Genomic DNA, 25,430 nt, shown 5'->3' with positions numbered 1-25,430 from the left:
GGGCGTTTCCCCTGCACCCGACCCGCTGGCCGTTCAGTACACCGGGAAAAGAGTAAGCCCGTCACTGCTATTCTGCCGCTTTCAGTTCGCCGCAGGCTGTGCGGCCCCCTTTCTGCAGGCAAAAAAAAACCGGCCGCAATAGCGACCGGTTTTTTATCACCCGCAGATTATGCTTTGTATTTACGCAAAGTCAGGGTGGCATTGGTTCCGCCGAAACCGAAGCTGTTAGACATCACCGTCGTCAGCTGTTTTTCGGTTGCACGGGTCACAATGTTCATACCTTCTGCAGCCGGATCACGCTCTTCGATGTTAATGCTCGGCGCAACAAAGCCGTGCTCCAGCATCAGCAGGCTATAGATCGCTTCCTGCACACCGGCAGCACCTAATGAGTGACCGGTCATCGCTTTGGTTGCGGACAGCAACGGTGTGTTATCACCGAATACTTCGCGGATCGCACCCAGCTCTTTCACATCTCCGACCGGAGTAGAAGTACCGTGTGTGTTCAGGTAATCGATAGGGGTATCCACACCCTCCATTGCCATCTTCATACAACGCACCGCACCTTCACCGGAAGGCGCAACCATATCCGCACCATCAGAAGTTGCACCGTAACCCACGATTTCAGCGTAGATGTGTGCACCACGCGCCAACGCGTGCTCCAGTTCTTCCACCACGACCATACCGCCACCGCCAGCGATAACGAAACCATCGCGCTGTGAGTCGTAAGTCCGTGATGCTTTTTCAGGGGTTTCATTGTATTTGGTAGACAGAGCACCCATCGCGTCAAACTCGCACGCCATTTCCCAGCTCAGTTCTTCACCGCCGCCGGCAAAAACGATATCCTGTTTACCTAACTGGATCTGCTCAACCGCATTACCGATACAATGGGCAGAAGTCGCACAAGCAGAACTGATGGAGTAGTTCACACCGTGGATTTTAAACGGGGTTGCCAGACAGGCAGACACACCGGATGCCATGGCTTTGGTCACCACATACGGGCCAACCGCTTTCAGGCCCCTCGGGCCACGCATTGCGTCAGCACCGAATACCTGGAACCGCGGGGAACCGCCACCGGAACCGGCAATCAGACCAACACGCGGGTTGTTCTGGTAGAGTTCGGTTTCCAGTCCGGCATCTTTAACAGCTTCTTCCATCGAGAGGAAAGCATAGATAGACGCATCGCTCATGAAACGCACAACTTTGCGATCGATAAGGCCTGTGGTATCAAGTTTAACTTTACCCCAGACATGGCTGCGCATGCCTGCGTCTTTCATCTCTTCTGAGAAGGTAATGCCTGAACGCCCTTCCCGCAGGGATTCCAGAACCTCCTGCTGATTATTACCAATGCTGGAAACAATCCCCAGGCCAGTGATCACTGCACGTTTCATTCAAAAGTCCTCTTCCACATCTCTTCGATTGACGATGCACTTTAGCGTACACTTGTAAGCCGAACAAGTCCGATCAGCAAATATCGGTGTAAATTTGCGTCATCCGGACGATATCGATAAAATTAGCCTATTGCCTGACCAATGAGCCCCCGACAGTGAACGCCTCCCGAATTGACCATGCTTCCTTACGCTGGAATGAACAGGGTACACCTGTTTCCGAATTTTTTGATGATGTCTACTTCTCAAATGACAATGGCGCGGAAGAAACCCGCTATGTCTTTCTGGGCGGAAATCGCCTGCCGGCGCGCTTCGACACCCATGAGAGACCCGTTTTTATCGCCGCTGAGACCGGTTTTGGCACTGGCCTTAATTTTCTGACACTCTGGCAGGCTTTTGATCAGGCTATCGCCGCCGGTCCGCAGGGTCCGCTGAAACGTCTGCACTTTATCAGCTGTGAAAAATATTTACTGACCCGCGAGGATTTGATTGCGGCCCACCAGCACTGGCCGGCGCTGGCCGGGTATGCACAACAGTTACAGCAACAGTGGCCGGATGTCCTGTCCGGCTGCCAGCGACTGCTGTTTAATCAGGGACAGGTCACGCTGGATCTCTGGCTGGGAGATATTAATCAGCTGACAGAGACGTTTGATGACAGCATGAACGGCCAGGTCGATGCCTGGTTTCTGGACGGGTTTGCGCCGTCGAAAAATCCGGAGATGTGGAATGACCGGCTGTTTCAGGCAATGGCAAGACTTTCCCGCCAGGAAGGCACCTTTGCGACCTTCACCGCCGCAGGCTTTGTCCGGCGTGGTCTGCAGCAGGCAGGCTTTGAGGTAGAACGCCGTAAGGGATTTGGTCATAAACGGGAAATGCTGTGCGGTACTCTGCCCCGCGCCGTGACTTCACCGCCGCCCCGCCCCTGGTTTTCCAGGAAGGCTTCCGCAAGCCAGGATATCGCGATTATTGGTGGCGGTATCGCCAGCGCCTGCCTGTCACTGGCATTGCTACGCAGGGGATATCAGGTCAGCCTCTATTGTGCCGATGCCTGCCCGGCTCAGAATGCCTCCGGTAACCGCCAGGGGGCACTTTATCCGTTACTGAACAGCCATGACCCGGCACTGGCGCGTTTTTTTCCGACGGCATTCAGCTTTGCCCGGCGATTCTATGATGCCCTCCCCTGCACCTATGAACATCAATGGAGCGGCGTGCTGCAGCTTGGCTGGGATGAAAAAAGTCAGCACAAAATCCGGCAAATGCTGGCAATGGATTTGCCCGCGACCATTGCCACCGGCGTCGATGCTAAAGAAGCCACAGCGCTCGCCGGAGTTAACATTCACTGCACTGCGCTCAGCTATCCACAGGGAGGCTGGCTGAATCCGGGGGAGCTTACCCGTGAGATGATTGCGCTGGCAGAGCAGCAGGGATTGCGCTGTTACTGGCAGCATGATCTGCAGGAGTGTGAGCGTGATACCGACCACTGGGAACTTCGTTTCAGGGACCAGCCGGCACAACGGCATCAGACGGTAGTGCTGGCGAACGGGCATCGTCTCCCCGGGTTCAGCCAGACCCGGGAGTTACCGCTGTATGCCGTGTCAGGTCAGGTCAGCCATGTGCCGTCAACCCCGCAACTCTCTGCCCTGAAAACAGTATTGTGTTACGACGGCTATCTCACGCCGGTCAGTGAAACGCACCATACCCATTGCATCGGAGCCAGTTACCACCGGGGAGAGAGTGAGGCGGTCTATCGTGAGAGTGACCAGCGGGAAAATCGCCAGCGGCTGATCGATTGTCTGCCGGAGAGTCAGTGGCCAGCCGAAGTGGATATCACCGATCAGCAGGCCCGGAATGGCGTGCGTTGCGCTATCCGCGATCATCTGCCGATGGCCGGTTCGGTACCGGACTATGCGGGTTTACTGACCGCCTATGCCCGGCTTTCCGAACAACGCCATCAGCCTGAGGCCGTGCCTGACGCCCCGGTCTGGCCGGAGATGTTTATGCTCGGCGCATTGGGTTCCCGCGGATTATGCAGTGCCCCGCTGGCCGCTGAAATTCTGGCGGCACAGATCAGCGGGGAACCTCAGCCGCTGGATGCAGAAACACTGGATGCCCTGCAACCGAACCGTTTCTGGGTGAGAAAGTTACTGAAAGGACGCCCGGTCACCTGACCGGGGGGATGCTGCCCGGCTCAGGCGGCACTGCTGGCTTTCAGGTAGAGTTCCTGCCATAAATCCAGTACCAGCACCTGATCCGGTGGCGAGAGTTCCTGCTGGCGGATTGCCTGCTGCAGACTCTCTTCGACCTGCTGTTTCAGCGCTGCCGCACTGGTCTTCCCCTGCAGCTCCAGCTCGGCCACCGACTGGGTAAGATGGCCGCGGATATACCCGCCAGCGAATAACTGATCATCGGTCGCGTCTTCGACCATGTCATCAATCATCGTCAGTATTTTTGTTTCAATCTCAATAATCAAACAGCATTCCTCTTACTTGTTTTTATGTATGTTTCACCCTGCAAAAGGTTTGATCGTGTGGGAGCAGTGCCAGACGTTCACCCACACCCGGTTCCGCTTGCTACCGCCTCAGCAGCCCATGGTATCAGGTGTCAGTGATTGTATAACAAAACGAGGCAGTGCCCGACTTTTTCGCGGTGAAGTTGCGTATTAACTTATGCCGTGTTTATTCTGCCGGAGTCAGGGGCGCAGCCCTGAGGGCCTGAGGAGGTGGCAGGAGACTTCCCCGCAAAACTATATGGCTGAGACGAGCATTTTTATCTTTTCAGCCTTCTCAAAATGGTCCAGCTTCATTTCCATAATCCACCAGTGAGCAACTTCCATCAGCAACTCCGGGTCATCATTTTTGTTGGCGAAAAAAGCGTAGAATGACAGCCCAACGTTACTCCCCTTGGCTATTATCTTTGCTTCACAGACACTGATCATCTTTTCCTTCATTTCTTCCCGCACATAATCTCCTTGCCGATATTGCTGTAAGTCGGAGGATTGACTATAACACCGTCTTGCTCTCACCACAGAAACAACCTCAGGGCCCTATTCAACCCACTCTAAAAACACCTCAGAATGGCTCAGATAATCCTGAGTGTATATCCCCCACTAAGTGGCGTGATCCTGTCAGGATCTTACAGATAACTCACTCATCACTTCCCCCCCGGAGACCTGGCGGCTGCAGATGAAAGTTGCGTATCTCATAACCGATTACGACATACAAAATATTTGGGTTCAATCCTGAACCATGTATGGCGGGAAATGTTTAATCAGCCTGGCGGACATGAATGTATCGACAGATAACACAACAGTGGCCTGCCTGAACCACGAAATGAAGTAAAAAAGGTTTCTGTGGTCATTCGCTGCAGTGCTGGCTGGAGTTGCATTTTATGGACGAAAATAATCAACTGACTTCTGGTATTACGGTTACAGGCATAAAATATCCTGCAGCATTTCTCTGTAATGAGCCTGCCGACCAACGGCACCCGAACTCTCTCTGCATCCGTTTCAAAATCTCTTATAATAATCATCCGGAGAAAAGTAAAAGCGGATAAAAACCAACCAGCCATACCTTGTTACCTGCCAGGGTACGCCTGAAGTAAGTATGATTATTGATGTATCTATTTAGGTATCATATAAATAAAAATTACCACTTATATATATCTGGGCATTCCTCTTAGTATATATTTCAATTTCGCCATCACTATCCACCACTCCAAACTCAGAAACCCCTGAGAAATGTTTTATTCTCACATCAGCATTACAATAAATTTGAGAGGCAACGGTATTACTTATATAGCAGGCATAGCTTAAGCATGCACCTCCGGAAACGGCTATTGAATTATGTATCTCTTTGGGGGTTAAATAAAACGCAGAAATATCATATCCGTCCCCTCCCTGACTGATTAGCGATATTTTTGGAACCGTTATTGACTCCCTTATTTCATCTTCTGTCATATTCTCTCCTGACTTGTTCTTTATCCCCATCAGGACTCCGGCCTTTACCCTTATCTCTTCAATCTCATTAAGCACCCTGTGTTTTTCCGACATTTCAGTTTTACTCTCCATGCCAGACAAACCAAAATCCTCTGCCCTCATAATAACCATTGGAATTACGGCATCAATGCAGGTAATACTTTTCCCGTTAATATTATCAGTTTTTTTCCCTGTCGGGAAAAGAGCGTTTGTCGTGCTTGCTTCCGGATTTTTAAAGGAAATATCAATCTCCGGGTAACGATGATAAACTCCGGGTATTTTACATAACTTATTTTCTCCGCCTTTTTTTGGAAGTGAGCAGTAAATCATTTTATTGGTATTTGTATTGTGGATTGTTATTTTTTCATTATGCTTAATGACGTCCATTAACCCCAGGTCATCTAAAACTAAGGGGATTGCAGTTGTCATATTCCCACAGTTGACGTCCCACGAAACACGGCTACTTATATTTTCCAACTGAATAAATGTACTGCAGACCATTTTATCTTCAATATTTACATCAATAATAAAGAGCTTATTGCTGGTACTTTTACCTTTACCTATGCCTTCTATCTGGTACTCATCGGGTGGCTGGCAACTACTCCTGGGAACACCGAATATTTCCCTTGCGATACGTTCTATGCTTTCCCTGTCCTCAGGCAAATCTTTTTTTTGAATGATGACTCCTGATGAGGTTCCGCCCCTGACATAATATAACTTTATTTTTTTCATTTTCCACCATCCTTCGATAATGGTTTAATTAAAGACTTTATGGCACCGACATCTCTTGAATATGAGAGGCCAAAATCCCATTCTTTTTTAAATGTATTCTGGTCATAAGTTGAAAACATATAATTCCATACAGGAAATATAAAGGCATAGTTACTTTGATTATTCTCAATATTAACATCATGATGTGGCTCGTGGAATCCAGGGGTAGTCACAAGTAATGATAATTTACTCTCAATATTCAATGGTAGTTTGAATCGGGAATGATGATACGTGGCAAATAAAAAAGATATTAATGCATGAGCCGCTATACATTCCTGACTTATCCCAAATGCATAGATGAATAATACATTTAACAACGCGTGAGAAACTGCTTCTAAAAAATGGACCCTTAGTGATGTGCTGACATCTAACACCTCATCTAAGTGGTGAATTTCATGGAACCGCCAAAAAAACTCAAGTTCATGGCTCAACCGATGAAATATATAACCAGATAAATCTAAGAGCACAACTCCAATGGGAATTGAAATCCAGTAAGGTAATGAGCTAATGAAGTGAGAACTATTATCAGATGAAATAGATAGCAAAGGGACGATGAGTAATATACTGACTAACTTTGTCGCAATAAAATTTAAAATATTTACCCCCCAGTATTTCTTTATTTTTCCTGTAAGGATAATATCCTTATAGATTAAAACCTCTAAAAAAAACAATAAGGAAAACCAGGCAACTAACCAATTTTCAGTAATGAAATGCATGATATTGCCCTCATCTCTTTCGGTTCTTTAATATAACGTAGCAAATTAGTATTAAAATTCTTTTTTATCGGTATTTTTTTTCTATTGATTTCCGGATATGTGGTTTTAATGAGAGCAATTACAACCCGATAAGTATCAGGCTAGCTGGCAGTTCCTCCGCGGCAAAAGTGGATTCGCGATTAAATGAACAAACTCTCCATCAGAAGTAACTCAGATGAAAAAATCTCTGCCAACACTAAAAAGCCCGGAAAGCAGCATATGCCCGGATTCCGTGACGAGGCACTGAAGCTGGCCGGGCGTATCAGTCTGGCCGCTACTGCACGAGGACCCAGCTTGTATGAATATCAGTGCTGAAGCCGCGCCGAAACCGGTACCCGCTGCAGGTAACACCTGCAAAAAGATGACTGTTTCTAAGGCCATTTTTCATAAATTCGTGGGAACCCTGCCTTATCGGTAGTAGCCGGAGGATAAAAATCAGCGACTGAAGAAGCAGGTCGCTGATTTAAGTCTGGTTTACATCCTGCCCGGGAAATAAACGTCGAATGCCCCATGGCGGATATCTATAAAATCACGGGGAGCATCACGACTTTATTTTATTAACCGGCTGTCAGCACAGATCTTCCGGCCAGGGAAACTGTGACAACGTCAGCGGCGGGGTCCCATAAAACCGGTTCAGAGCCTCAATAAAACGCTGCGGACGTTCGGGAATGCCCTGCAGAAGGTAACTGGCGACTTTCTGATGCACCTTGCGCTGGAAGGCGATTCTGTCAGGCTCATGATCCCCGTTCAGGTTATCGCAACTGACATTAAAGGGAAATCCCGCCGCCACAGAGAACATCCACTCCAGAGCCTGCGGAGTCACCTCGACAGATTCAAACTGCTGTTGTGTCTGTTTGTCACGACCGTCAGGGCAGTACCAGTAACCGAAATCCACTAACTGACGACGGGCTTCACCGGCGACACACCAGTGTGAGATCTCATGTAAAGCGCTGGCGAAATAACCGTGGGCGAAAATAACCCGATGATGATCACAACCGGCATCGGCCGGCAGGTAGACAGGCTCATCATCACCTTTCACCAGCCGGGTATTAAAATCCGTATAAAAACACTGGTCAAAGATGACCCTTAAATCCTGATAACGATGCTTTGTCATGCACTTACTCATTACTCAAAACGAGACAACGTGGCAGCGGAACTCCGCTGCCACGCCCCTGCAGAAGGCTGTTTCAGTGAGATAACAGCGTTATAATGGCCTGACCGTGGCTGTCCCACAACAGTTTCAGGCTCATGGTCATAGAGACAATAACCACCATCGGACGGATCAGTTTCTGACCGCGGCTCAGAACCAGCCTGGCACCCAGTCTGGCACCACAAAAGGCCCCGAGGAGCATCACCAGCCCCAGCCCCCACAGAACTTTGCCGCCGAACATAAAAAAGACCAGACCGGCAAAGTTAGAGGTGAAGTTCAGCAGTTTGGCATGTGCTGTCGCTTTCGCCAGATTAAAACCAGCCAGCACGACAAACGCCAGGGCGTAGAAGGAACCCGCTCCCGGGCCCAGAAAGCCGTCGTAAAAGCCTACGCAGCCGCCGCCAATCAACGCATAAGGTAAGCCCCCTAGCCGTGCAGCCCGATCGTTTTCACCAAGCTTCGGCATAAATAAAAACCATAAGCCGATACCAATCAGAAACGCAGGCAGGATCTGGCGCAGCAGATTAGGCTGCATATGCTGAATAAGGATGGCACCGCACATCGCACCGAGAAATGTCATGGCGATATTCAGCCGCTGTTCAGCAATGTTTATCGCTCCGCGCCGGATAAAGTACAGCGTGGCCGAAAAAGAACCGCCGACAGACTGCAGTTTATTGGTCGCCAGTGCCTGCGCCGGTGACAGCCCGGCCGCCAGCAAGGCAGGTACCGTCAGTAATCCCCCGCCCCCGGCAATTGAATCAATAAAGGCCGCCGCCACCGCCACAATAAACAGTACCGCAACCGTAACGGGGCTGACTAAAAACCATTCCATAGCGTTCCTTACAAAACGTGATTATCGAGCAGAGCCTGGCAGGCCGGCGGCAGCGGAGGTGTCCGCTTCACCGGAGAGCTGGCAGAAGGCTTCGCTGGCAGGAACCAGCTGGCAAGTTCGGCACCGCAACCATCCCCGGCAGGCGGTGCGGGCTGATCCTGGCATTGCGTGCTGCCTGCCGGACAACGTAACCGGACATGCATATGGGCACGATGCCCGAACCACGGCCGTACTTTCTGCAGCCAGCCCCTGTCACTGCCCGCCTGCAGACACAACTGTTGTTTAATCGCCGGGTTCACAAAAATCCGGGTGACTTCCGGGTCTTCAGCGGCCAGCTTGATCATCTGCATCACGCCGGGTGACCAGTGCCTGGCTACGATATGTTTGCCATCGGCACTGACCAGGTCAAGAGGTTGCGGATGCAGGAGTTGTTGTGCCGTCCAGCGACGGGCAGGTAACTGAAGCCAGATATCCACATCCAGACCGGTCTGGTGGCTGGCATGACCGCTACTGAAACGGCCCCCCGCCGCCATTCCCATATCGCCGATCAACACTTCTCCGTTATCCTCTGCGGCAACACTCGCGGAGAAACGCTGGATAAAGCGGATCAGATCCGGATGACCAAAATAGCGCCGCTGATCCGGACGCATCACCTGATAATCAGCCGCGTCCGGAGGCAGTTGCTGTGCCCCGATAATGCAACCATTGGCAAAACTGCCTATCGATTGCGGAGCACCACTGACAGGATGCTGAATACTCTGCCAGGGGGTTGCCGCCGCCATTGCCGGGGTTTTCAGAAGTAACATCAGAACAGCCAGCGCGTATTTTTTCATGGTATTACCAGCGTGGTATGGCGGTGGTGACATCGGCACACTGGGCGCGGTGACGCAGCAAGTGATCCATCAGAGTAATAGCCATCATTGCTTCAGCGATAGGCACCGCCCGGATCCCGACACAAGGGTCATGACGCCCTTTGGTGATCATCTCCACTTCTTCACCTGTCCGGGTAATGGTTTTACCCGGCACCGTAATGCTGGACGTCGGTTTCAGCGCCAGATTCGCCAGAATGGTCTGCCCGCTGCTGATCCCGCCAAGAACGCCACCGGCATGGTTGCTCAGGAAACCCTCATGACGAATTTCATCACGGTGTTCGCTGCCGCGTTGCTCCACGACGGCAAATCCGTCACCGATTTCGACGCCTTTGACCGCATTAATGCTCATCAGTGCATGGGCCAGGTCGGCATCCAGACGATCAAATACCGGTTCACCCAGTCCCGGAGGCACGCCTTCCGCCACCACGGTCACTTTCGCGCCGATAGAATCCCCTTCTTTCTTCAGACCGCGTAGCAGTTCATCCAGGGCTTCCAGTGTGGTTTCATCCGGAGAGAAAAACGGGTTCTGGCCGACCTGCTGCCAGTCGCGGAGTTCACACTTCACTTCGCCCATCTGGGCCAGATACCCGCGAACCACGATACCGTGTTTCATCTGCAAATATTTTTTTGCGATAGCGCCGGCAGCCACACGCATCGCCGTTTCACGGGCAGAAGAGCGTCCGCCCCCGCGATAATCACGCAGCCCGTATTTTTGCTCATAGGTATAGTCAGCATGTCCCGGGCGAAACAGATCTTTTATCGCACCATAATCCTGCGAACGTTGGTCGGTATTTTCGATCAGCAGACCGATAGATGTTCCGGTGGTGACACCCTCAAAGACTCCGGACAGAATACGTACCTGATCCGGCTCACGGCGCTGAGTGGTATAACGGGACGTCCCCGGACGACGGCGGTCCAGATCCTGCTGAATATCTTCTTCTGTCAACGGAATGCCCGGGGGAACACCATCGACGATGCACCCTAATGCGATCCCATGAGATTCACCAAAGGTGGTGACTTTAAAAAGCTGCCCTATGCTGTTTCCGGCCATGGTAGTTCCTTGTATCAAAAAACACAGGCCGCCTGGCAGCGGCCCGTCCGGGAATTAAAACTGATATTGTCTGAAGTACGGAAGCGCCTCAACCAATTGCTGTCTGTCGAGCATAAATACCCCGTCCCCGCCATGTTCAAATTCAAGCCAGGTAAAGGGCACCTCCGGATACTGCTCCATCATATGCACCATGCTGTTACCCACTTCACAGATCAGTACACCGTCTTCACTCAGATATTCTGCCGCATTCGCCAGAATACGTTGCACCAGCACCAGGCCATCGCTGCCCGCAGCCAGTCCCAGCTCCGGTTCGTGGCGGTACTCGCCCGGGAGGTCATCCATATCTTCCGCATCCACATACGGCGGATTCGTGACGATAAGGTCATATTTTACCGGGGGGATCTCACGGAACAGGTCTGAACGCAGCGGTGTGACCTGATGCATCAGGCCGTGCGATTCAATATTCTGCTCAGTGACCGCCAGTGCCTCCGGCGAGATATCGGCGGCATCGACTTCGGCCTCAGGAAATTCATAAGCACAGGCAATAGCAATACAACCACTCCCGGTACACATATCCAGAATACGCTCAGGGGTATGATTAATAAGCCCGGCAAAACGCTGACTGATAAGCTCGCCAATCGGCGAACGCGGGACTAATACCCGCTCATCCACATAAAATTCATGCCCGCAAAACCAGGCTTTATTCGTCAGATAGGCGACAGGTATCCGATCATTAACCCGGCGGATCACCCGCTCCACTATCCGGTTTTTCTCACTACGGGTCAGGCGTGCCTGATACATTTCTTCAGGAAATTCAGGTGGCAGATAGAGGGTCGGTAATACCAGCTGAACCGCCTCGTCCCAGGGATTGTCGGTACCGTGTCCGTACCAGATATCAGCCGCGGAAAAACGGCTCACCGCCCAGCGCAGCATATCCTGAATGGTGTGCAGTTCGTTTACTGCTTCATCAACGAAAATTTTGTCCACTTTGTCCTCCGGGGACGAGATCTGAATACGGGCGATAGTTTGCCATGAAGTGACTCAGAATTCAGCGCTGTATTAATAAAAAGCCCGCTTTTATCTCTTATCCACCCGCAGAGAGACCTGACCCTGAAAAAACGGTCTTTTTGGCGCATAAAAAACTCTGTGCCTGAACACCTGATAACGAAAATGTACAACGGAAGAGCAGAAAGGCATTTGCTTTTTCCCTTTAAGCCAGGAAAAATACGAGACTCTCCCTCATCATAAAGCCAGTTATCTTATGAACCCGAAGAAAACACTTAGCCAGGAGGATCAGTTACTGTTCCGGCAGTTAATGTCTGATACACGGAAACTGAAACAGGATACTGTGCAGCATGCACCGGTACGCCCGCAAAGCAGAGTCATCCCGCAGAAGCGCCTGCAATCGGAACAAGCGGATAACAGTCATTATTTTTCCGACGAATTCCAGCCGTTGCTGGCAGAGGAGGGGCCGGTAAGGTATGTTCGTGCCGATGTCAGTCACTATGAGCTTAAAAAATTACGCCGGGGCGATTACACACCGGAGATTTTCCTCGACCTTCACGGGCTGACACAGCAACAGGCGAAAAAAGAGCTGGGGGCATTACTGGCAGCCTGCCGGAGAGAACATCTGTTCTGTGCCAGCATTATGCACGGGCACGGCAAACATATTCTCAAGCAACAGACACCGTTATGGCTGGCACAGCATCCCTATGTGATGGCGTTTCATCAGGCTCCAAAACTGTTCGGAGGGGATGCGGCGATCCTGGTATTGATAGAAACAGAAGAGTGGCAACCGCCGGAGCTTCCCTGAATCACCGGCAGCGTCCTGCCGCGGTAATTCAGGGCAGATCAGATAGCTTTATCCAATCGGGACGGGCTGACCTGCCATTTCAGCTGGCCTGTTGCCGTTTGTTCGTCATAGTCGACCAAAGCAATCCCGGAGGTCGCGAACATCGGGGGAGCTTCCTGCGGACAAAGTTCTGACACCAGATAGCCGACCAGCGGTAAATGAGAGAGCACCAGAACAGAGCTAACGCCTTCATGTGCAAGCGCTTCGATGTATCGGGCCACCCTGCCGGCATCGCCTGAAGGGGTCAGTTCCGGTAAAACATCGCTTTCCTGCGGCAGAAGCATTCCTTCACGGACAACTTTCAGCGTCTGTTCGGCCCGAAGGTAAGGGCTGACCAGCACGCGCTCAATATCCACGACCTGATTATCGAGCCAGTGTGCCATCTGTTTTGACTCATCGCATCCGCAATGAGTCAGAGGTCTGGCTGCATCGCTGTCCGCTTCCAGCGCCGCTTCGCCGTGACGCATGATATAAACTTGCATAGTACACCGCTGTTAATTGAAAAAAGAACGGTTTCATGAACTGCAGCATGCTGCATAGCGTTATGAAGCAGGTGTTGTACCTAAAGGCCGGCTTGCAGTCAACTGAATGGCCATTTTATGCACAACAAATATCCGGTTAAATTGATACGGCGCAATTCCGCCGACAGGATAACAAGGAGATTAAATACCGGTTAACGCCGGTTCTGCAGGTTATCAGAGTCTGTGAACGGGATGCATAGGATATTTGCATGGGTGGGCTGTCGGATCAGCATAGCACCACATCAGTACCGGGCCGGCAGCATATAAAACCTCTAAAAATCATTGCGTTGATTGGTTACGGTGACTTCCATGGCCATCAGACAGAGCCTCGCGGAAGCAAAGTATTCTCTCTACAGTCAGTCACTCTGTCTGAAATACCGGCGGCAAAAACAAAATACCCTCCGCGCCCCCCGTATCAGGACGGCGCGGAGAACAGGTTAATATTCAGGCTTTCAGCCAAAACGTAACAAAGATTGAATATTGCAGAAAAACCGGCGGGCAGCCCGCTAACGCAGGCCGAGCTGGAAGATCATACTCTCGGCCTGACAGCTGAAGGTAAACGTCGCCTGTAAACGAACCCCATCGGCCCCCTCACTGATTTCGCTCTCGATGGTACAAGGTTCTGACTCCACCGCCCTGGCATTACACGTGAGTTGTGCCAGAGCTGCTTCTGCCGCCGCCCTGTCGGGATAAACGGCCGACCAGTCGGCTGTGCAGTCACTGTTGTCCATCACCGTGCCGACATCCATACAACAACACGCGGCCGTCTCATTCGCACTGCATTTTTTAATCGCATCAGTCATTGTGCGCTCCGGTAGAGTTAATAATCACTCAACACAGTGTACGCCCGTAAAGAGCCCCTCAGCTATACGAAACCCCGATTTCGCGGCAAAGAGCACACAAACTTTGATCCACCGCAACCCCTCTGCCGGACAGTCTTTGCCATCTCCCGCCGGGAGCGTTAACTCTTTTTTCCGGAAGCCGGGATCAACACTGCCAGCCAGGGGGCAGCCATCAACATTAAGAGGGATAACACAAAAAAAACGGGCCTGAAATTTCAGACCCGTCTGTACACTACTGCGTTGATCGCGAATTAATCGGAGTCAATCTCGCTCAGGTCGCCCTGAATGGCCTGGGCGTTCGGGTTGACTTCCGGTTTCAACTTACCGCCATTGGCGAGGAAATCATAACGCTGGAAGTAAGCATTACGGATAAAGGCATAAGGATCGCTCTGTTGTTTCAGCATGCCATCGGAATCCAGTAATTCGGCACGAGTCTCAATTCCTTCTAACACCCATTTTCCTGCCGACATCCAGATAGTCAGAAAGCTGAGTGGCGGATACAGGGCATCGACCATATCCCCGCCGTCCTGACGTAATGTAAAGCTGCCATAGCCCGGTAACTCAACATACGGACCGTAACCTACCCCGTAATGGCCCAGTGTAGTACCAAAGCCCTGTGCATGTTCACGGGCCAGTGCCGGATTGGCTTTACCGGCCACATCAATCAACCCGCCCAGCCCCAGCGTGGAGTTCAGGAAGAAACGGGTAAAGTGAATAGCCGCACGATGTACGTCTCCTTCCAGCAGATAGTTCACCATGCTTGAAGGCTCATCGAGGTTACTCAATGCATTACTGATCCCGTTTCGGGCAGGTATCGGTACATAGTTCCGCCACGCAACCGCCACCGGACGCACAATATACGGATCCAGCACGTTGTAGTTCAGGTTGAACATGGTACGGTTAAAACTTTCCAGCGGATCACTGCGATTCGCTGATCCCGATGCCGCCTGCGGAACAGGCACCTGTGCGACTGGCTGCGAAACCTGCTGTGCTTCAGGCTTTATCACCTGGTTATTTTTTTCAGTGGCCGGATGACTTCCGGCACACCCTACCAGCAGTAAACTGGCCACCCCCAGAATGGTCAGGCGGTAATGCATGCTGATCTCCCTGTGCAATGATCTGAAAGACCATCAGGGTTGCTGCTGGTTAATCACCACAGCGACCGTCTGATGACCGTTATACGGTAATTTCCCCGTCTGGCCATACCAGTCGCCCGATTGCGGATCCGCACTTCCGTCACGAGAAATACGCACTCTCACCTGAATATTGTGCTGTGCTGAGAGTAAACGTTGCTGAACCATTGCGTTGCTGTCATCAAGAGTAACAGTCAGCGGAAAATGACTCAGCGGGATGCGTTTCACTGCCACCGGGACCGGAGATACACCATCGGTCACTGAAATATACAATATTCCGTTCGGGGTTAACATTTTTTCTGCAGTAGGCGAAATGGCCACATTCAGCGTGAGTTTACTGCTTTGTTGCCCTGCATTCGTACGGGCAAGCTCGATCCCCTGCTCTACTGCGTTCGCCTCTTTGGAATTTGCAGGCAGCAATGGCAGCATTTTTTGCCAATAACCGATCGCCGTATCGTAATTTTGTTGGGTATAGTTTACCGCTGCCAGTAAACTTAAGATGCGTAAACTATTTGGCTCGGCAGTCAGCATATTACTGAGCATCACCTGAGCCTGACGATTATCCTGAGGGTCCTGAGAACGAACCAGTACACTGGCATAAGCCAGTTTGAGTTCATTGTTATTCGGTGACAGTTTTAAGGCTCTCTGGAACGCCTGGCTGGCAAGCGGTGTATTATTCAGCACCATCCCCAACCGTCCCAGCATCGCCCAGTCATTTATATTGTCAGGATGCGATTGCAGTGAAGTTCTCAGACCCACCTCAAACTCTTCCAGTTCCCGGATATTCAGCGCTTTATCCTGCGGGTTCATTAACTGAGCACGAAGCTTAGGGTATTGAGCGTTAATCTGCTCCCATGCCAGCACCTGAGCCAGCCCTCCGGTTTTCAGATACATGCCCAGAGTCACCAGTACCAGAATAATAAGTCCCGGCCAGAGCACCCAGCGACCGGAACTACGGCGGATAACCGTTTGTTGTTCAGGAATATCCGTCAGCAGCGTTTGCTGTAATTCGGTGATCATCTCCTGTTTTTCAGCCACAACGCCCTGCTGTTCATCTTCATCCAGTTCATTCAGACGCTGACGGTAAAACGTTTTATTAAGCTGATCGCGCTGAGTGCTGGTGTCTTTCCCGGAACGCCAGCCACTGGTGAGCACCAGAGCACATGCCGCCAGCAAGATAATACAAATACTTAACCATAACGCGCTCATAGCGGCTTCCTGTCATTATCCAGTAACGCAGCCAGTCTTTGCTGTTCAGCCTGATCAAGCTCACTGCGCATATTCTTTCTTCTGCTACGTAAAATAATCAACGCAGCACCTGCAATAATAAAACACGCCGGACCGACCCAAAGAATGATCGTTGACGGAGTGACCGGCGGCTCATACGTCACAAAGTTACCGTAGCGGCTCACCATATAACCGATAATCTGCTGGCGGCTTTGCCCTTGTTGCAGCATCTCATAGACCTTCTGTCGCATATCTGCCGCGATCATCGCTCCGGAATCGGCAATGCTGTTATTCTGACATTTCGGACAACGCAAGGACTCTGTCAGTGAGCGATACTGCTCTTCCTGGGCCAGCGACTTAAATTGATAAGTATCGATGGCGGCCCAGAGACTAAAGCTGGTCATCATGGCTGCCATGAAAAGCAGGAGTCTTTTCATCGATTATTTCTCCGCTAACTGGCTGTACTTATTCCACAGCGGCTGGATCTGCTGCTGCCAGACCTGAGCATCCACATTCCCTGCATGGCGGTAACGGATAATGCCTTGACCGTCGATAAGGAACGTTTCCGGCGCACCGTACACCCCCAGATCCAGCCCCAGCATACCGTTGCCATCGTACAGGCTGAGGGAATACGGATTACCCAGGGTATTCAGCCAATTGACGGCTTTAACCCGATCATCTTTATAATTCAGCCCGACGATACGGATACCTTTTTCAGCCAACGTATTCAGGTACTGGTGTTCAGCACGACAGGTCGGGCACCAGGTTGCCCAGACATTTAGCAGCAGAGGTTTGCCGTTCAGTAATGCTGTCTGGTCATAGAATTTGCCCGGGTTTTGCAATGATTCCAGTTTAAATACCGGCATCGGTTTACCCACTAATGCAGATTCCAGCAGGGTAGGATCATCCCCATGGGCATTACGGTTTAACTGCCAGAGCAATGCGGCGGCCAGCAGTAAAAATAACACCAACGGGATAAACAGAATTTTTCTCTTCATCAGTGCTGATCCTCCCCGGACTGATGTTTTTTACGGGAACGGTAACGGGGATCCAGCAGACACAGAACACCCCCGACAGCCATAAAGACACCCCCGAACCAGATCCAGCGTACAAAAGGTTTATAGTAGAGGCGTACCGCCCAGGACCCATCGCCAATCTCTTCACCCAGTGCGGCATAAAGGTCACAGGCAAAGCCACCGCTGATGGCCGCTTCGGTCATCATGGTTTGCGCGACCGGGTAATAGCGTTTTTCGGCATGAAGCACGGCGACCTGCTTACCTTGATGCGAGACGTCAATAATGGCCTGCCCGCCCGAGTAATTAGGCCCGGTCAGTCGCTGCACATCACGGAAAATAAAATGATAATTATGAATATCGATGTTATCACCAGGTTTCATGCGGACATCGCGTTCCACACTGTATTGAGTACTGAATGCAATACCGATAACCGTCACCGCGACGCCCAGGTGCCCCAATACCATGCCCCAGTGACTGCGGGAAAGATGCAGTAAGCCACGGAAAAAACGATGACGGTGGGTAGCACGCTCATGCAACTCCATTAACGTCAGCAGGATCACCCATACCGACATCAGCAAGCCGACAACCGCCATCGCTTCAATACGGTCCTGCAGAATGAGTGGTAACGCAATTGAACAAATCAGGGTCACAACCACGGCAACAAGCAGTCGCTTAACGAGCTTTTTCGGCTCATCACGACGCCAGCGTACCAGCGGACCAATCCCCAGCATCAGCGCAAAAGGCGCCATGATCCAGGTGAACATAGTATTAAAGAACGGCGCACCAATCGAAATACTCCCCAGCCCCAGTTCTTTATGAACCAGCGGTAACAGCGTCCCCAGTAACACCACCAGCATGGCAGCAATCAGGAGTACGTTATTGCCGAGCAGGAAGGATTCACGTGACCAGCCTTCATTCTGCACACGACTACGTACCTGCCCGCCACGCAGAGCGTAGAGCAGTAGTGAGCTACCGATGACAATCACCAGGAAAATCAGGATGAAAATACCGCGTGAAGGATCGGACGCGAAGGAGTGCACAGAAACCAGTACCCCTGACCTGACCAGGAATGTTCCGAGCAGGCTCAGAGAAAACGCAGTGATCGCCAGCAGTACGGTCCAGGATTTAAAAGTTCCGCGTTTTTCAGTCACCGCCAGGGAATGAATCAATGCCGTACCTGCCAGCCACGGCATCAGGGAAGCATTTTCTACCGGATCCCAGAACCACCAGCCGCCCCAGCCAAGAACATAGTAGGACCAGGCGGATCCCAGAACAATACCAATGGTCAGGAATACCCAGGCTGCAGTGGTCCAGGGACGTGACCAACGAGCCCATGCGGTATCCAGGCGGCCAGTCATCAGGGAGGCAATGGCAAAGGCAAAGGCGACCGAGAAACCGACATAGCCCATATACAATAACGGCGGATGGAAAATCAGGCCGATATCCTGAAGCATAGGGTTAAGGTCATTCCCATCGACCGGGAAGTCAGGCAGTGTACGAATGAAAGGATTGGAAGTCAGGGTAATAAACAGCAGAAAACCCAGGTTAATCATGCCCATCACGGCAAGTACTCTGGCAATGGCGTCCTGTGGCATCCCCCGGCTCAGTAACGCGACGGCCAGTGTCCAGCCGCTCAGCATCAGCAGCCACAACAGCAATGAGCCTTCGTGAGCGCCCCAGGTGGCTGCAATACGGTACCAGACCGGTAACAGGGTATTTGAGTTTTCTGCCACATAAGCAACAGAGAAGTCATTAACAATAAACGCATGTACCAGAATCAGAAAGGCCCCGGCAATACAGGCAAACATCCCGTAACTCAGCGGACGGGCCATCCCCATCAGGCGGCTATCGAGCCGTGCTGCCCCCCATAGCGGGTAAATACTTAACAGTAATGCCAGGCCGAGTGCCAGACATAACAAAAAACTGCCTATTTCAGGGATCATTGTTGCTCACCTTGCATGGTCTGCATATTCAAAGCCGGATCGTCAGGGTTCTTTTTCATCGCATTAGTAATTTCCGGTGGCGTATACTTCGCATCGTGTTTTGCCAGTACCTGCCGGGCTTTGATGACATTGCCATCCTCCAGTATGCCCTCGGCAACAATCCCCTGCCCTTCACGGAAGAGATCGGGAAGAATACCCACATAGGTCACCCCGACCACGCCATTGGCATCATAGAGTTTGAACTGTACCGCCAGGGTGTCAGGGTCACGTTTAACACTGCCCGGCATCACTATGCCACCGATGCGTAACTGCTGACCCGGATGCGGTTTATCCGCATGATCAGCCCCCCGTCCGTAAAGAATTTCACTCGGGGTATAGAACAGATCAATATTTGAACGCAGTGCGTACATGACTAATGCGGTGGCCAGCCCAAGCCCCACCAGTATTGCCACGACGACCATCAAGCGGCGACGGCGACGAATATTCACAGGGGTTCTCCCGTTTTAGCTGCAGCTTTCTTTTGTTTCGCCGCGCTGACCCGACGTTCGCGGGATTCACGCTGCCTTATCTGTTTTAATAAAAGCGTTCTTTGTACCCGCGTGTGAATGATAAGCACAGTGAAGGCCAACAGAGTGAAGAAAACGGACAACCAGACGTAAAAGGCATACCCCCCCATTCGGAAGAAATCGGCCCATGAAGAAAATGCAGGAGTCATTATTTACGCCCCTTGTTAGCAATAACGGAAACCCAGGGACGGTTTCGTTCGGTAAACAGAATAAGCGTTCGCAGGCGTATTAATGTCAGTGTAATAAAGACCAGCAGGTACCCGAGGATAGACCACTGCAGCGGTGTACGCATCGGCCGTGCGATATCCTGCTGAAAGAAACCGGACGAGCCCTGGTGCAGAGTATTCCACCACTGAACGGAATAATGGATGATAGGCAGGTTAACAACCCCAACCAGAATAAGAATTCCGGCCGCTCGTCCGGCCACACGGCGGTCATCGAACGCGTTATACAGGGTAATCACCCCCATATAGATAAAGAGCAGGACCAGTTCAGAAGTGAGACGGGCATCCCATATCCACCAGGTTCCCCACATCGGTTTGCCCCAGGCAGAGCCGGTGACCAGCGCAATAAAGGTGAAAACAGCCCCCACCGGAGCCATCGCTGCAGCGACCAGATCAGACATTTTCATCTGCCAGACCAGACCGATAAAGGCGGCAATCGCCATGGAAGCATACACCCCCATCGACCACATGGCTGCCGGCACATGAAGATACATAATCCGGTAGCTGTCACCCTGCTGATAATCTGCAGGCGCAAAGCCAAAGCCCCAGGCCCAGCCGAGTAACAGAGTGATTGTTGCCGCCAGCGCAAACCAGGGAATAAACCTGCCGCACAGGTGATAAAGCCTTTCAGGCCTTGCCAGTTGATGTAACCATTTCCACATTTTCGTATTGCTCACTGATAGTTACTAAAAGCGGCACAACACGCAGCTTATTGCAGACTGATCCGTAACGCTGCGGCTGTGGCAAAAGGTGCCAGAGTAATACTGGCGATTAGCATTGCGCCTAATATGGCCAGGTAGCCCCCGATGGAGACTCCCTGGCTGGCAGCATCAATGGCTGCACTTGAAAAAATCAGTACCGGGACCGCCAGTGGCAGAACCAGTAGACTTAATAAGACCCCGCCTCGTCTTAACCCGACGGTCAGCCCGACCCCGATGGCACCGAGGAAACTCAGGATCGGCGTTCCCAGCAATAACGTCAGCGCCAGACCACACCAGCCGGCAAAGCTCAGCGACAGCAGCAAAGAGGCCAGTGGCGACAGAATGATCAACGGCACCCCGGTCACCAGCCAGTGTGCAATGACCTTTCCTAAAACCGTCAGAGGTAACGGTGCAGGCAATAGCACCAGTTGTTCCAGCGAGCCGTCCAGGAAGTCATCGCGGAACAACCGCTCAAGCGCCAGTAATGACGACAGCAGGGCTGCCACCCAGACAACGCCTGGCGCTATCCTGGCCAGTAATGCAGACTCCGGACCGATCCCCAACGGAAACAGCGTGATCACAATCAGAAAAAACCATAACGGATTAATCAGTTCCGAACTGTTGCGAAACGCTACTTTTAATTCCCGACGAATAATGCTTACCAGCATGGCTCGTTTCCTTCCGCCAGTAAGCGTATTTTCCTTACCGGGACCGTACGCGCTGGCAGATCCTGATGCGTTGTCAGAATAACGGATCCCCCCTGCCGGGCATGTACTGAAAATTGTGACATTATTTTTTCAACACCTGCTTTATCTATTGCCGTCAACGGTTCATCGAGGATCCAGAGCGGTGCTTCTGTTAACCATAACCGTGCCAGCGCAACCCTGCGCTGTTGCCCTGCGGAGAGCTGGGAGACCAGTGCATCCTCATAACCCGTAAGCTCTACCTCTTCCAGCGCATGAAATATTTGCTCATTACTGCAGGCAGGATGAAAAAAACGCAGATTTTCCAGCGCGGAGAGAACACCTTTAATTCCGGGCAGATGGCCCAGATAAATCATCTGCCGCTGCCAGATATCACGCTGAGCGGCTATCGGGGTGCCTTCCCAGAGAATGTCTCCGGATTCAGCACGGCTCAGGCCAGACAACAGACGTAACAAAGAGGTTTTACCTGCCCCATTCGGCCCTTCTATCTGAACAATATCGCCGCGTTCCACATTGAACGAGAGCTGTTCAAAAAGCACCCTTTCATCACGAACGCAGGTCAGGTTTTTGGCTTCCAGCATGCAGAATCTATTCGCGTTAACATAAATGAAACCGAACTATAGCATAAGGAAATCGGCTGCCGAATGGTGAAAATGGTTACGGTTCCATAAAAAAGCTCTGACAGACACCTTTTCGTCCAAAAAACAGACAATGATAAAATTTTGTTACGTTTATTTTGTTATCCATCAGGTTAAGGCTGGAGGACCGCCTGCGCTTACTACTGAAAAATCTCTTCCGCAGTTACCGGTATCAGCCCGATAAAACCGCTGTTTTTGAAAAAAGTTCACGCTTTGTGAACGAAAGTCCATTTTTCAGGGTTCCGTTACCCGAACTGATAAATTACATCTCACCCTCATAAAACCAACATGAAAGTAACAACGCTATTAACCTGCAAATCCTCCGTATGACCGCCTGAAATATTGAGAAAAAAGACTAAACTTAAACGTCACAGATCCGTTAATTTTCCGTCGGAGAGCAGAATGCAGAATCCTGAAACACCGCGTATGCGGGCAAAAGAAGTCGACAGTGATGAAAAAAGTAATGAGGATGAAATCACCACCTCCGAAGAAGAATTACCCTCCTCTGCGGTCGCTATTCATGAAACGATCCGCCAGAGCGGTGAAAAGGAACTGGAAAGAGACAGTATGGCATTGCTGCTTTCCGCAGTTACCGCCGGATTATCAATGGGGACATCCCTGCTGGTAAAAGGATTATTGCAGGTGCACACCGAAGGTATGCCGGGCAGTTTTTTGCTTGAGAACTTTGGTTATTGTGTGGGCTTTATTATCGTCATTCTTGCACATCAGCAACTCTTCACCGAAAACACCATCACGGCCGTGCTACCGGTGATGCACAAGCCGGTAAAAGGGAATATTTTGTTACTACTACGGCTATGGGGCATTGTACTGGTCGGTAATTTTATAGGTACTGCGCTGATAGCACTGGCCTTTAACCATCTGCCGGTTTTTGATGACACCCTGCAACAGGCCTTTGTGCATCTTAGCGAAACCGCCGTCAGACATGATGCATTGCAGATGTTTTGTGGCGCACTTATCTCGGGCTGGCTGATTGCAACGATGGTATGGATGTTCCCGCACGCGGGATCGGCAAAAGTCTTCGTGATCATAATGATCACCTGGATTATGTCGCTGGCAGGGCTGTCACATATTGTTGTGGGGTCGGTAGAAGCTTTCTATCTGGTCTTTAATGGTCATATGACCTGGGCGGAATTTTTCTGGCCATTTGCACTTCCGACACTGCTCGGAAACATTACCGGAGGAACGTTCATTTTCGCCCTGCTCAGTCATGTTCAAATCCGTAATGACATGAGTGAGCTGAATAAACAGCATAAATAGCAAGATTGGCTGCAGGCTCTGGTCTTCTGCAATTAGCGGAAACCGGCCTGCCCCGCACAATAATCACTGCCATTATCTGAGTATGACACACATGACTAATTCCAGGTCGTTGTGCATCAACCCCGATGTTTCTGCCGCAGTCTTCCCGCGGCAGAAACCTGCTATGGCCAAAACTTTCGGGCCAGCAGTCCCCGCCCCCCTCATCTGCCCGGCAACAGGAAGCCACCAGAGAGAAGGTTGTACTTGTAAAAACCTGAGCATTTACGGTAACATAGAAAGACAGCGCGATATCCTGCCTGTCCGCAGTTTTACGTCTCCTTAGTTAAATGGATATAACGAGCCCCTCCTAAGGGCTAGTTGCAGGTTCGATTCCTGCAGGGGACACCATTCCATAGTTCGCCACCCTCCGTAATAGTTCGCCAAACCCCCATTGAATCAGTATCCAGGCAAAAAAACCGTTCGTCATAGTTCGCCAAAGTTCGTTGACAGCCGCACTCTAAAGCGGGTAAAAAACGGATAAATATTTTTACCCACCGGATTTTTACCCATGCTGACAGTCAAGCAGATAGAGGCAGCGAAGCCAAAAGATAAGCCATACCGCATTCTGGATGCCAACGGCCTGTATCTGTACGTGCCGGTTTCCGGGAAAAAGGTCTGGCAACTTAGGTATAAAATTTCGGGTAAAGAAAAGGTGATGACGGTGGGTAAATACCCGTTCATGTCACTGCAGGAAGCCAGAGAGAAATCATACGAAGCCAGGAAAACGGTCAGCGAAGGATTCGATCCTGTCCAGTCGAAAAAAAAGACAGATAATGACAATTCATTTTCGTCTATCTATCGCGAATGGTACCTGCACAAAAAGGATGTGTGGTCGGAGGGGTATGGGTTAGAGCTTGGGCGTATGTTTGATGACGACATTCTGCCGATGATCGGCTCGATGGACATTAACGAAATTGAGCCCATGCAGGTTCTGTCAGTCATCAGGCACTTTGAAAGCCGCGGCGCCATGGAACGCGCCAACAAAGCACGGCGGCGGTGTGGTGAGGTATTTCGCTACGCCATAGTCACCGGCAGGGCAAAATATAATCCAGCTCCTGACCTTGCCGATGCAATGAAGGGCTACAGGAAAAAAAACTACCCTTTTCTGCCGGCCAGTCAGATACCGGCGTTTAATGAAGCCCTGTCCACATATACCGGAAGCGTGGTTTCCCGCATCGCTACACAGATCTTGCAGTACACCGCAGTGAGAACAAAAGAACTCCGTTCTATGCAATGGGAAAACGTCGACTTTGAAAACAGAGTGATCACCATTGATGAAGGTGTCATGAAAGGAAGGAAGACCCACCTGGTTCCGATGTCAGATCAGGTGGTGCAATTGCTGGAAACCATCCGGCCAATGACTCAGCCGGTGTCTGATTTCGTTTTTGCAGGCAGGAATGATAAGAAGAAGCCCATCAGTGAAAACGCCGTGTTACTCGTCATCAGGCAGATTGGCTATGAGGGGTTGGCGTCTGGCCACGGCTTTCGTCATCAATTCAGCACAATACTGAACGAGAACGGGTGGCCACATGATGCAATAGAGAAGCAGCTCGCGCACTCTGATAAGAACTCCATCCGTGGAGTGTACAACCATGCTGAATATATGCGGACCCGTATAGAGATGATGCAGTGGTGGGCTGACTGGATTGACGGAAAGGTTTAATCACAAACTCTTCACGAAGTACGTCACCACTCCGATCACTCTGGCATCGTCCAGTGCGTCACCTTCGATAATTCCACCGTCAGTGATAAACCGGCCAGCGCCTACCGTGGCGAATACCTTCTGGCCGGACACCTCCAGTAAAACGACTTTACCCATCTTCACCCGCAGGCCCGGTTCGGCCACGGCATAACCTTCATCTGTCGGGATGATGACGGAGGATTCGGTGATCCCCATCACTGACTCAGGGGTTAAACGTGCTTCGACGTAATCTGCTGCTGGGGATGGGAAGGCCAT

The 25,430-nt window shown here is 51.1% G+C and carries 27 protein-coding genes and 1 tRNA gene; 5 read left to right on the top strand and 23 right to left on the bottom strand.

Features of this window, described 5'->3' with window-relative positions:
- Positions 1-167: 167 nt before the first annotated feature.
- The gene (gene fabB / locus GTPT_RS08170; RefSeq protein WP_025903308.1) at positions 168-1,388 is read right to left on the bottom strand and encodes a beta-ketoacyl-ACP synthase I; all 1,221 of its coding nucleotides are present in this window, start codon (positions 1,386-1,388) and stop codon (positions 168-170) included.
- Positions 1,389-1,543: 155 nt separating this feature from the next.
- Between fabB and mnmC the strand changes: the two genes are divergently transcribed.
- Positions 1,544-3,553, top strand: a complete 2,010-nt coding sequence (mnmC, locus tag GTPT_RS08165) for a bifunctional tRNA (5-methylaminomethyl-2-thiouridine)(34)-methyltransferase MnmC2/FAD-dependent 5-carboxymethylaminomethyl-2-thiouridine(34) oxidoreductase MnmC1 (protein ID WP_029989487.1) — start codon at positions 1,544-1,546, stop codon at positions 3,551-3,553.
- 20 nt (positions 3,554-3,573) lie between these two features.
- On the opposite strand, the gene GTPT_RS08160 is transcribed toward mnmC, so the two are convergent.
- The 9 genes from GTPT_RS08160 to prmB all read right to left on the bottom strand — a co-directional run bounded on the left by GTPT_RS08160 (position 3,574) and on the right by prmB (position 11,776).
- Positions 3,574-3,855, bottom strand: a complete 282-nt coding sequence (locus tag GTPT_RS08160; RefSeq protein WP_025903306.1) for a YfcL family protein — start codon at positions 3,853-3,855, stop codon at positions 3,574-3,576.
- Positions 3,856-4,128: 273 nt separating this feature from the next.
- Positions 4,129-4,344: a DUF6500 family protein gene (locus GTPT_RS08155; protein WP_025903305.1), complete on the bottom strand. Its 216-nt coding sequence runs from the start codon at positions 4,342-4,344 to the stop codon at positions 4,129-4,131.
- A gap of 663 nt (positions 4,345-5,007) precedes the next feature.
- Entirely contained in the window at positions 5,008-6,090 is a 1,083-nt protein-coding gene (locus GTPT_RS08150) for a PrpF domain-containing protein (protein ID WP_029989485.1), read from the bottom strand.
- Positions 6,087-6,845, bottom strand: coding sequence for a sterol desaturase family protein (locus GTPT_RS08145; RefSeq protein ID WP_029989483.1), 759 nt, complete (start codon positions 6,843-6,845; stop codon positions 6,087-6,089). Before GTPT_RS08145 ends, GTPT_RS08150 begins: the two co-directional genes overlap by 4 nt.
- A 607-nt stretch (positions 6,846-7,452) precedes the next feature.
- Entirely contained in the window at positions 7,453-7,998 is a 546-nt protein-coding gene (locus tag GTPT_RS08135) for an elongation factor P hydroxylase (RefSeq protein WP_029989479.1), read from the bottom strand.
- Positions 7,999-8,071: 73 nt separating this feature from the next.
- Positions 8,072-8,866, bottom strand: a complete 795-nt coding sequence (locus GTPT_RS08130; protein WP_025903302.1) for a sulfite exporter TauE/SafE family protein — start codon at positions 8,864-8,866, stop codon at positions 8,072-8,074.
- 8 nt (positions 8,867-8,874) lie between these two features.
- Positions 8,875-9,699, bottom strand: a complete 825-nt coding sequence (gene mepA, locus GTPT_RS08125; RefSeq protein WP_029989477.1) for a penicillin-insensitive murein endopeptidase — start codon at positions 9,697-9,699, stop codon at positions 8,875-8,877.
- A gap of 4 nt (positions 9,700-9,703) precedes the next feature.
- Complete coding sequence (gene aroC, locus GTPT_RS08120) at positions 9,704-10,789, bottom strand: chorismate synthase (protein WP_025903300.1); 1,086 nt, start codon at positions 10,787-10,789, stop codon at positions 9,704-9,706.
- Between the two features lie 54 nt (positions 10,790-10,843).
- Positions 10,844-11,776 carry a 50S ribosomal protein L3 N(5)-glutamine methyltransferase gene (gene prmB, locus GTPT_RS08115; protein WP_025903299.1) on the bottom strand — a complete coding sequence of 311 codons (933 nt, stop codon included), beginning with the start codon at positions 11,774-11,776 and terminating at the stop codon, positions 10,844-10,846.
- Positions 11,777-12,050: 274 nt separating this feature from the next.
- Between prmB and smrB the strand changes: the two genes are divergently transcribed.
- Positions 12,051-12,602: an endonuclease SmrB gene (smrB, locus tag GTPT_RS08110; RefSeq protein ID WP_025903298.1), complete on the top strand. Its 552-nt coding sequence runs from the start codon at positions 12,051-12,053 to the stop codon at positions 12,600-12,602.
- Between the two features lie 38 nt (positions 12,603-12,640).
- Here the strand turns inward: smrB and sixA are convergent, their stop codons facing one another.
- The 12 genes from sixA to ccmA all read right to left on the bottom strand — a co-directional run bounded on the left by sixA (position 12,641) and on the right by ccmA (position 22,099).
- Positions 12,641-13,123, bottom strand: a complete 483-nt coding sequence (gene sixA, locus GTPT_RS08105) for a phosphohistidine phosphatase SixA (RefSeq protein WP_025903297.1) — start codon at positions 13,121-13,123, stop codon at positions 12,641-12,643.
- A gap of 545 nt (positions 13,124-13,668) precedes the next feature.
- On the bottom strand, positions 13,669-13,965 hold the full coding sequence (locus GTPT_RS08100) for a YfcZ/YiiS family protein (protein WP_081671420.1): 297 nt from the start codon (positions 13,963-13,965) through the stop codon (positions 13,669-13,671).
- A gap of 290 nt (positions 13,966-14,255) precedes the next feature.
- Positions 14,256-15,101 carry a phospholipid-binding lipoprotein MlaA gene (gene mlaA, locus GTPT_RS08095; protein ID WP_025903295.1) on the bottom strand — a complete coding sequence of 282 codons (846 nt, stop codon included), beginning with the start codon at positions 15,099-15,101 and terminating at the stop codon, positions 14,256-14,258.
- A gap of 33 nt (positions 15,102-15,134) precedes the next feature.
- Positions 15,135-16,346 carry a c-type cytochrome biogenesis protein CcmI gene (gene ccmI, locus GTPT_RS08090; RefSeq protein ID WP_025903294.1) on the bottom strand — a complete coding sequence of 404 codons (1,212 nt, stop codon included), beginning with the start codon at positions 16,344-16,346 and terminating at the stop codon, positions 15,135-15,137.
- Entirely contained in the window at positions 16,343-16,801 is a 459-nt protein-coding gene (locus GTPT_RS08085; RefSeq protein ID WP_025903293.1) for a cytochrome c-type biogenesis protein, read from the bottom strand. The genes ccmI and GTPT_RS08085 overlap by 4 nt, the downstream gene beginning before the upstream one ends.
- Positions 16,802-16,804: 3 nt before the next feature.
- Entirely contained in the window at positions 16,805-17,362 is a 558-nt protein-coding gene (locus GTPT_RS08080) for a DsbE family thiol:disulfide interchange protein (protein ID WP_025903292.1), read from the bottom strand.
- The gene (locus GTPT_RS08075; protein ID WP_029989473.1) at positions 17,362-19,323 is read right to left on the bottom strand and encodes a heme lyase CcmF/NrfE family subunit; all 1,962 of its coding nucleotides are present in this window, start codon (positions 19,321-19,323) and stop codon (positions 17,362-17,364) included. The genes GTPT_RS08080 and GTPT_RS08075 overlap by 1 nt, the downstream gene beginning before the upstream one ends.
- Entirely contained in the window at positions 19,320-19,811 is a 492-nt protein-coding gene (gene ccmE / locus GTPT_RS08070; protein ID WP_025903290.1) for a cytochrome c maturation protein CcmE, read from the bottom strand. The genes GTPT_RS08075 and ccmE overlap by 4 nt, the downstream gene beginning before the upstream one ends.
- Entirely contained in the window at positions 19,808-20,038 is a 231-nt protein-coding gene (ccmD, locus tag GTPT_RS08065; protein WP_025903289.1) for a heme exporter protein CcmD, read from the bottom strand. The genes ccmE and ccmD overlap by 4 nt, the downstream gene beginning before the upstream one ends.
- Positions 20,038-20,775: a heme ABC transporter permease gene (locus GTPT_RS08060; protein WP_025903288.1), complete on the bottom strand. Its 738-nt coding sequence runs from the start codon at positions 20,773-20,775 to the stop codon at positions 20,038-20,040. Before GTPT_RS08060 ends, ccmD begins: the two co-directional genes overlap by 1 nt.
- A gap of 47 nt (positions 20,776-20,822) precedes the next feature.
- The gene (gene ccmB, locus GTPT_RS08055) at positions 20,823-21,482 is read right to left on the bottom strand and encodes a heme exporter protein CcmB (protein WP_025903287.1); all 660 of its coding nucleotides are present in this window, start codon (positions 21,480-21,482) and stop codon (positions 20,823-20,825) included.
- On the bottom strand, positions 21,473-22,099 hold the full coding sequence (gene ccmA / locus GTPT_RS08050) for a cytochrome c biogenesis heme-transporting ATPase CcmA (RefSeq protein WP_029989471.1): 627 nt from the start codon (positions 22,097-22,099) through the stop codon (positions 21,473-21,475). The genes ccmB and ccmA overlap by 10 nt, the downstream gene beginning before the upstream one ends.
- Positions 22,100-22,558: 459 nt before the next feature.
- Between ccmA and GTPT_RS08045 the strand changes: the two genes are divergently transcribed.
- From GTPT_RS08045 to GTPT_RS08030, 3 genes are all read left to right on the top strand, one after another.
- Positions 22,559-23,434 carry a formate/nitrite transporter family protein gene (locus GTPT_RS08045; protein WP_051170694.1) on the top strand — a complete coding sequence of 292 codons (876 nt, stop codon included), beginning with the start codon at positions 22,559-22,561 and terminating at the stop codon, positions 23,432-23,434.
- A gap of 312 nt (positions 23,435-23,746) precedes the next feature.
- A tRNA-Arg gene (locus GTPT_RS08035) sits at positions 23,747-23,821 on the top strand.
- Positions 23,822-23,981: 160 nt separating this feature from the next.
- Positions 23,982-25,136 (top strand): tyrosine-type recombinase/integrase, encoded by a 1,155-nt coding sequence (locus GTPT_RS08030; protein WP_029989467.1) that lies wholly within the window; start codon positions 23,982-23,984, stop codon positions 25,134-25,136.
- Here the strand turns inward: GTPT_RS08030 and GTPT_RS08025 are convergent, their stop codons facing one another.
- Positions 25,137-25,430, bottom strand: a complete 294-nt coding sequence (locus tag GTPT_RS08025) for a hypothetical protein (protein WP_029989465.1) — start codon at positions 25,428-25,430, stop codon at positions 25,137-25,139.

It is taken from the genome of Tatumella ptyseos ATCC 33301, from assembly GCF_000735525.1.
Lineage (GTDB): Bacteria > Pseudomonadota > Gammaproteobacteria > Enterobacterales > Enterobacteriaceae > Tatumella > Tatumella ptyseos.
The sequence above is the reverse complement of the archived record's forward strand: the minus strand, read 5'-3'. Positions and strand labels throughout refer to the sequence as shown.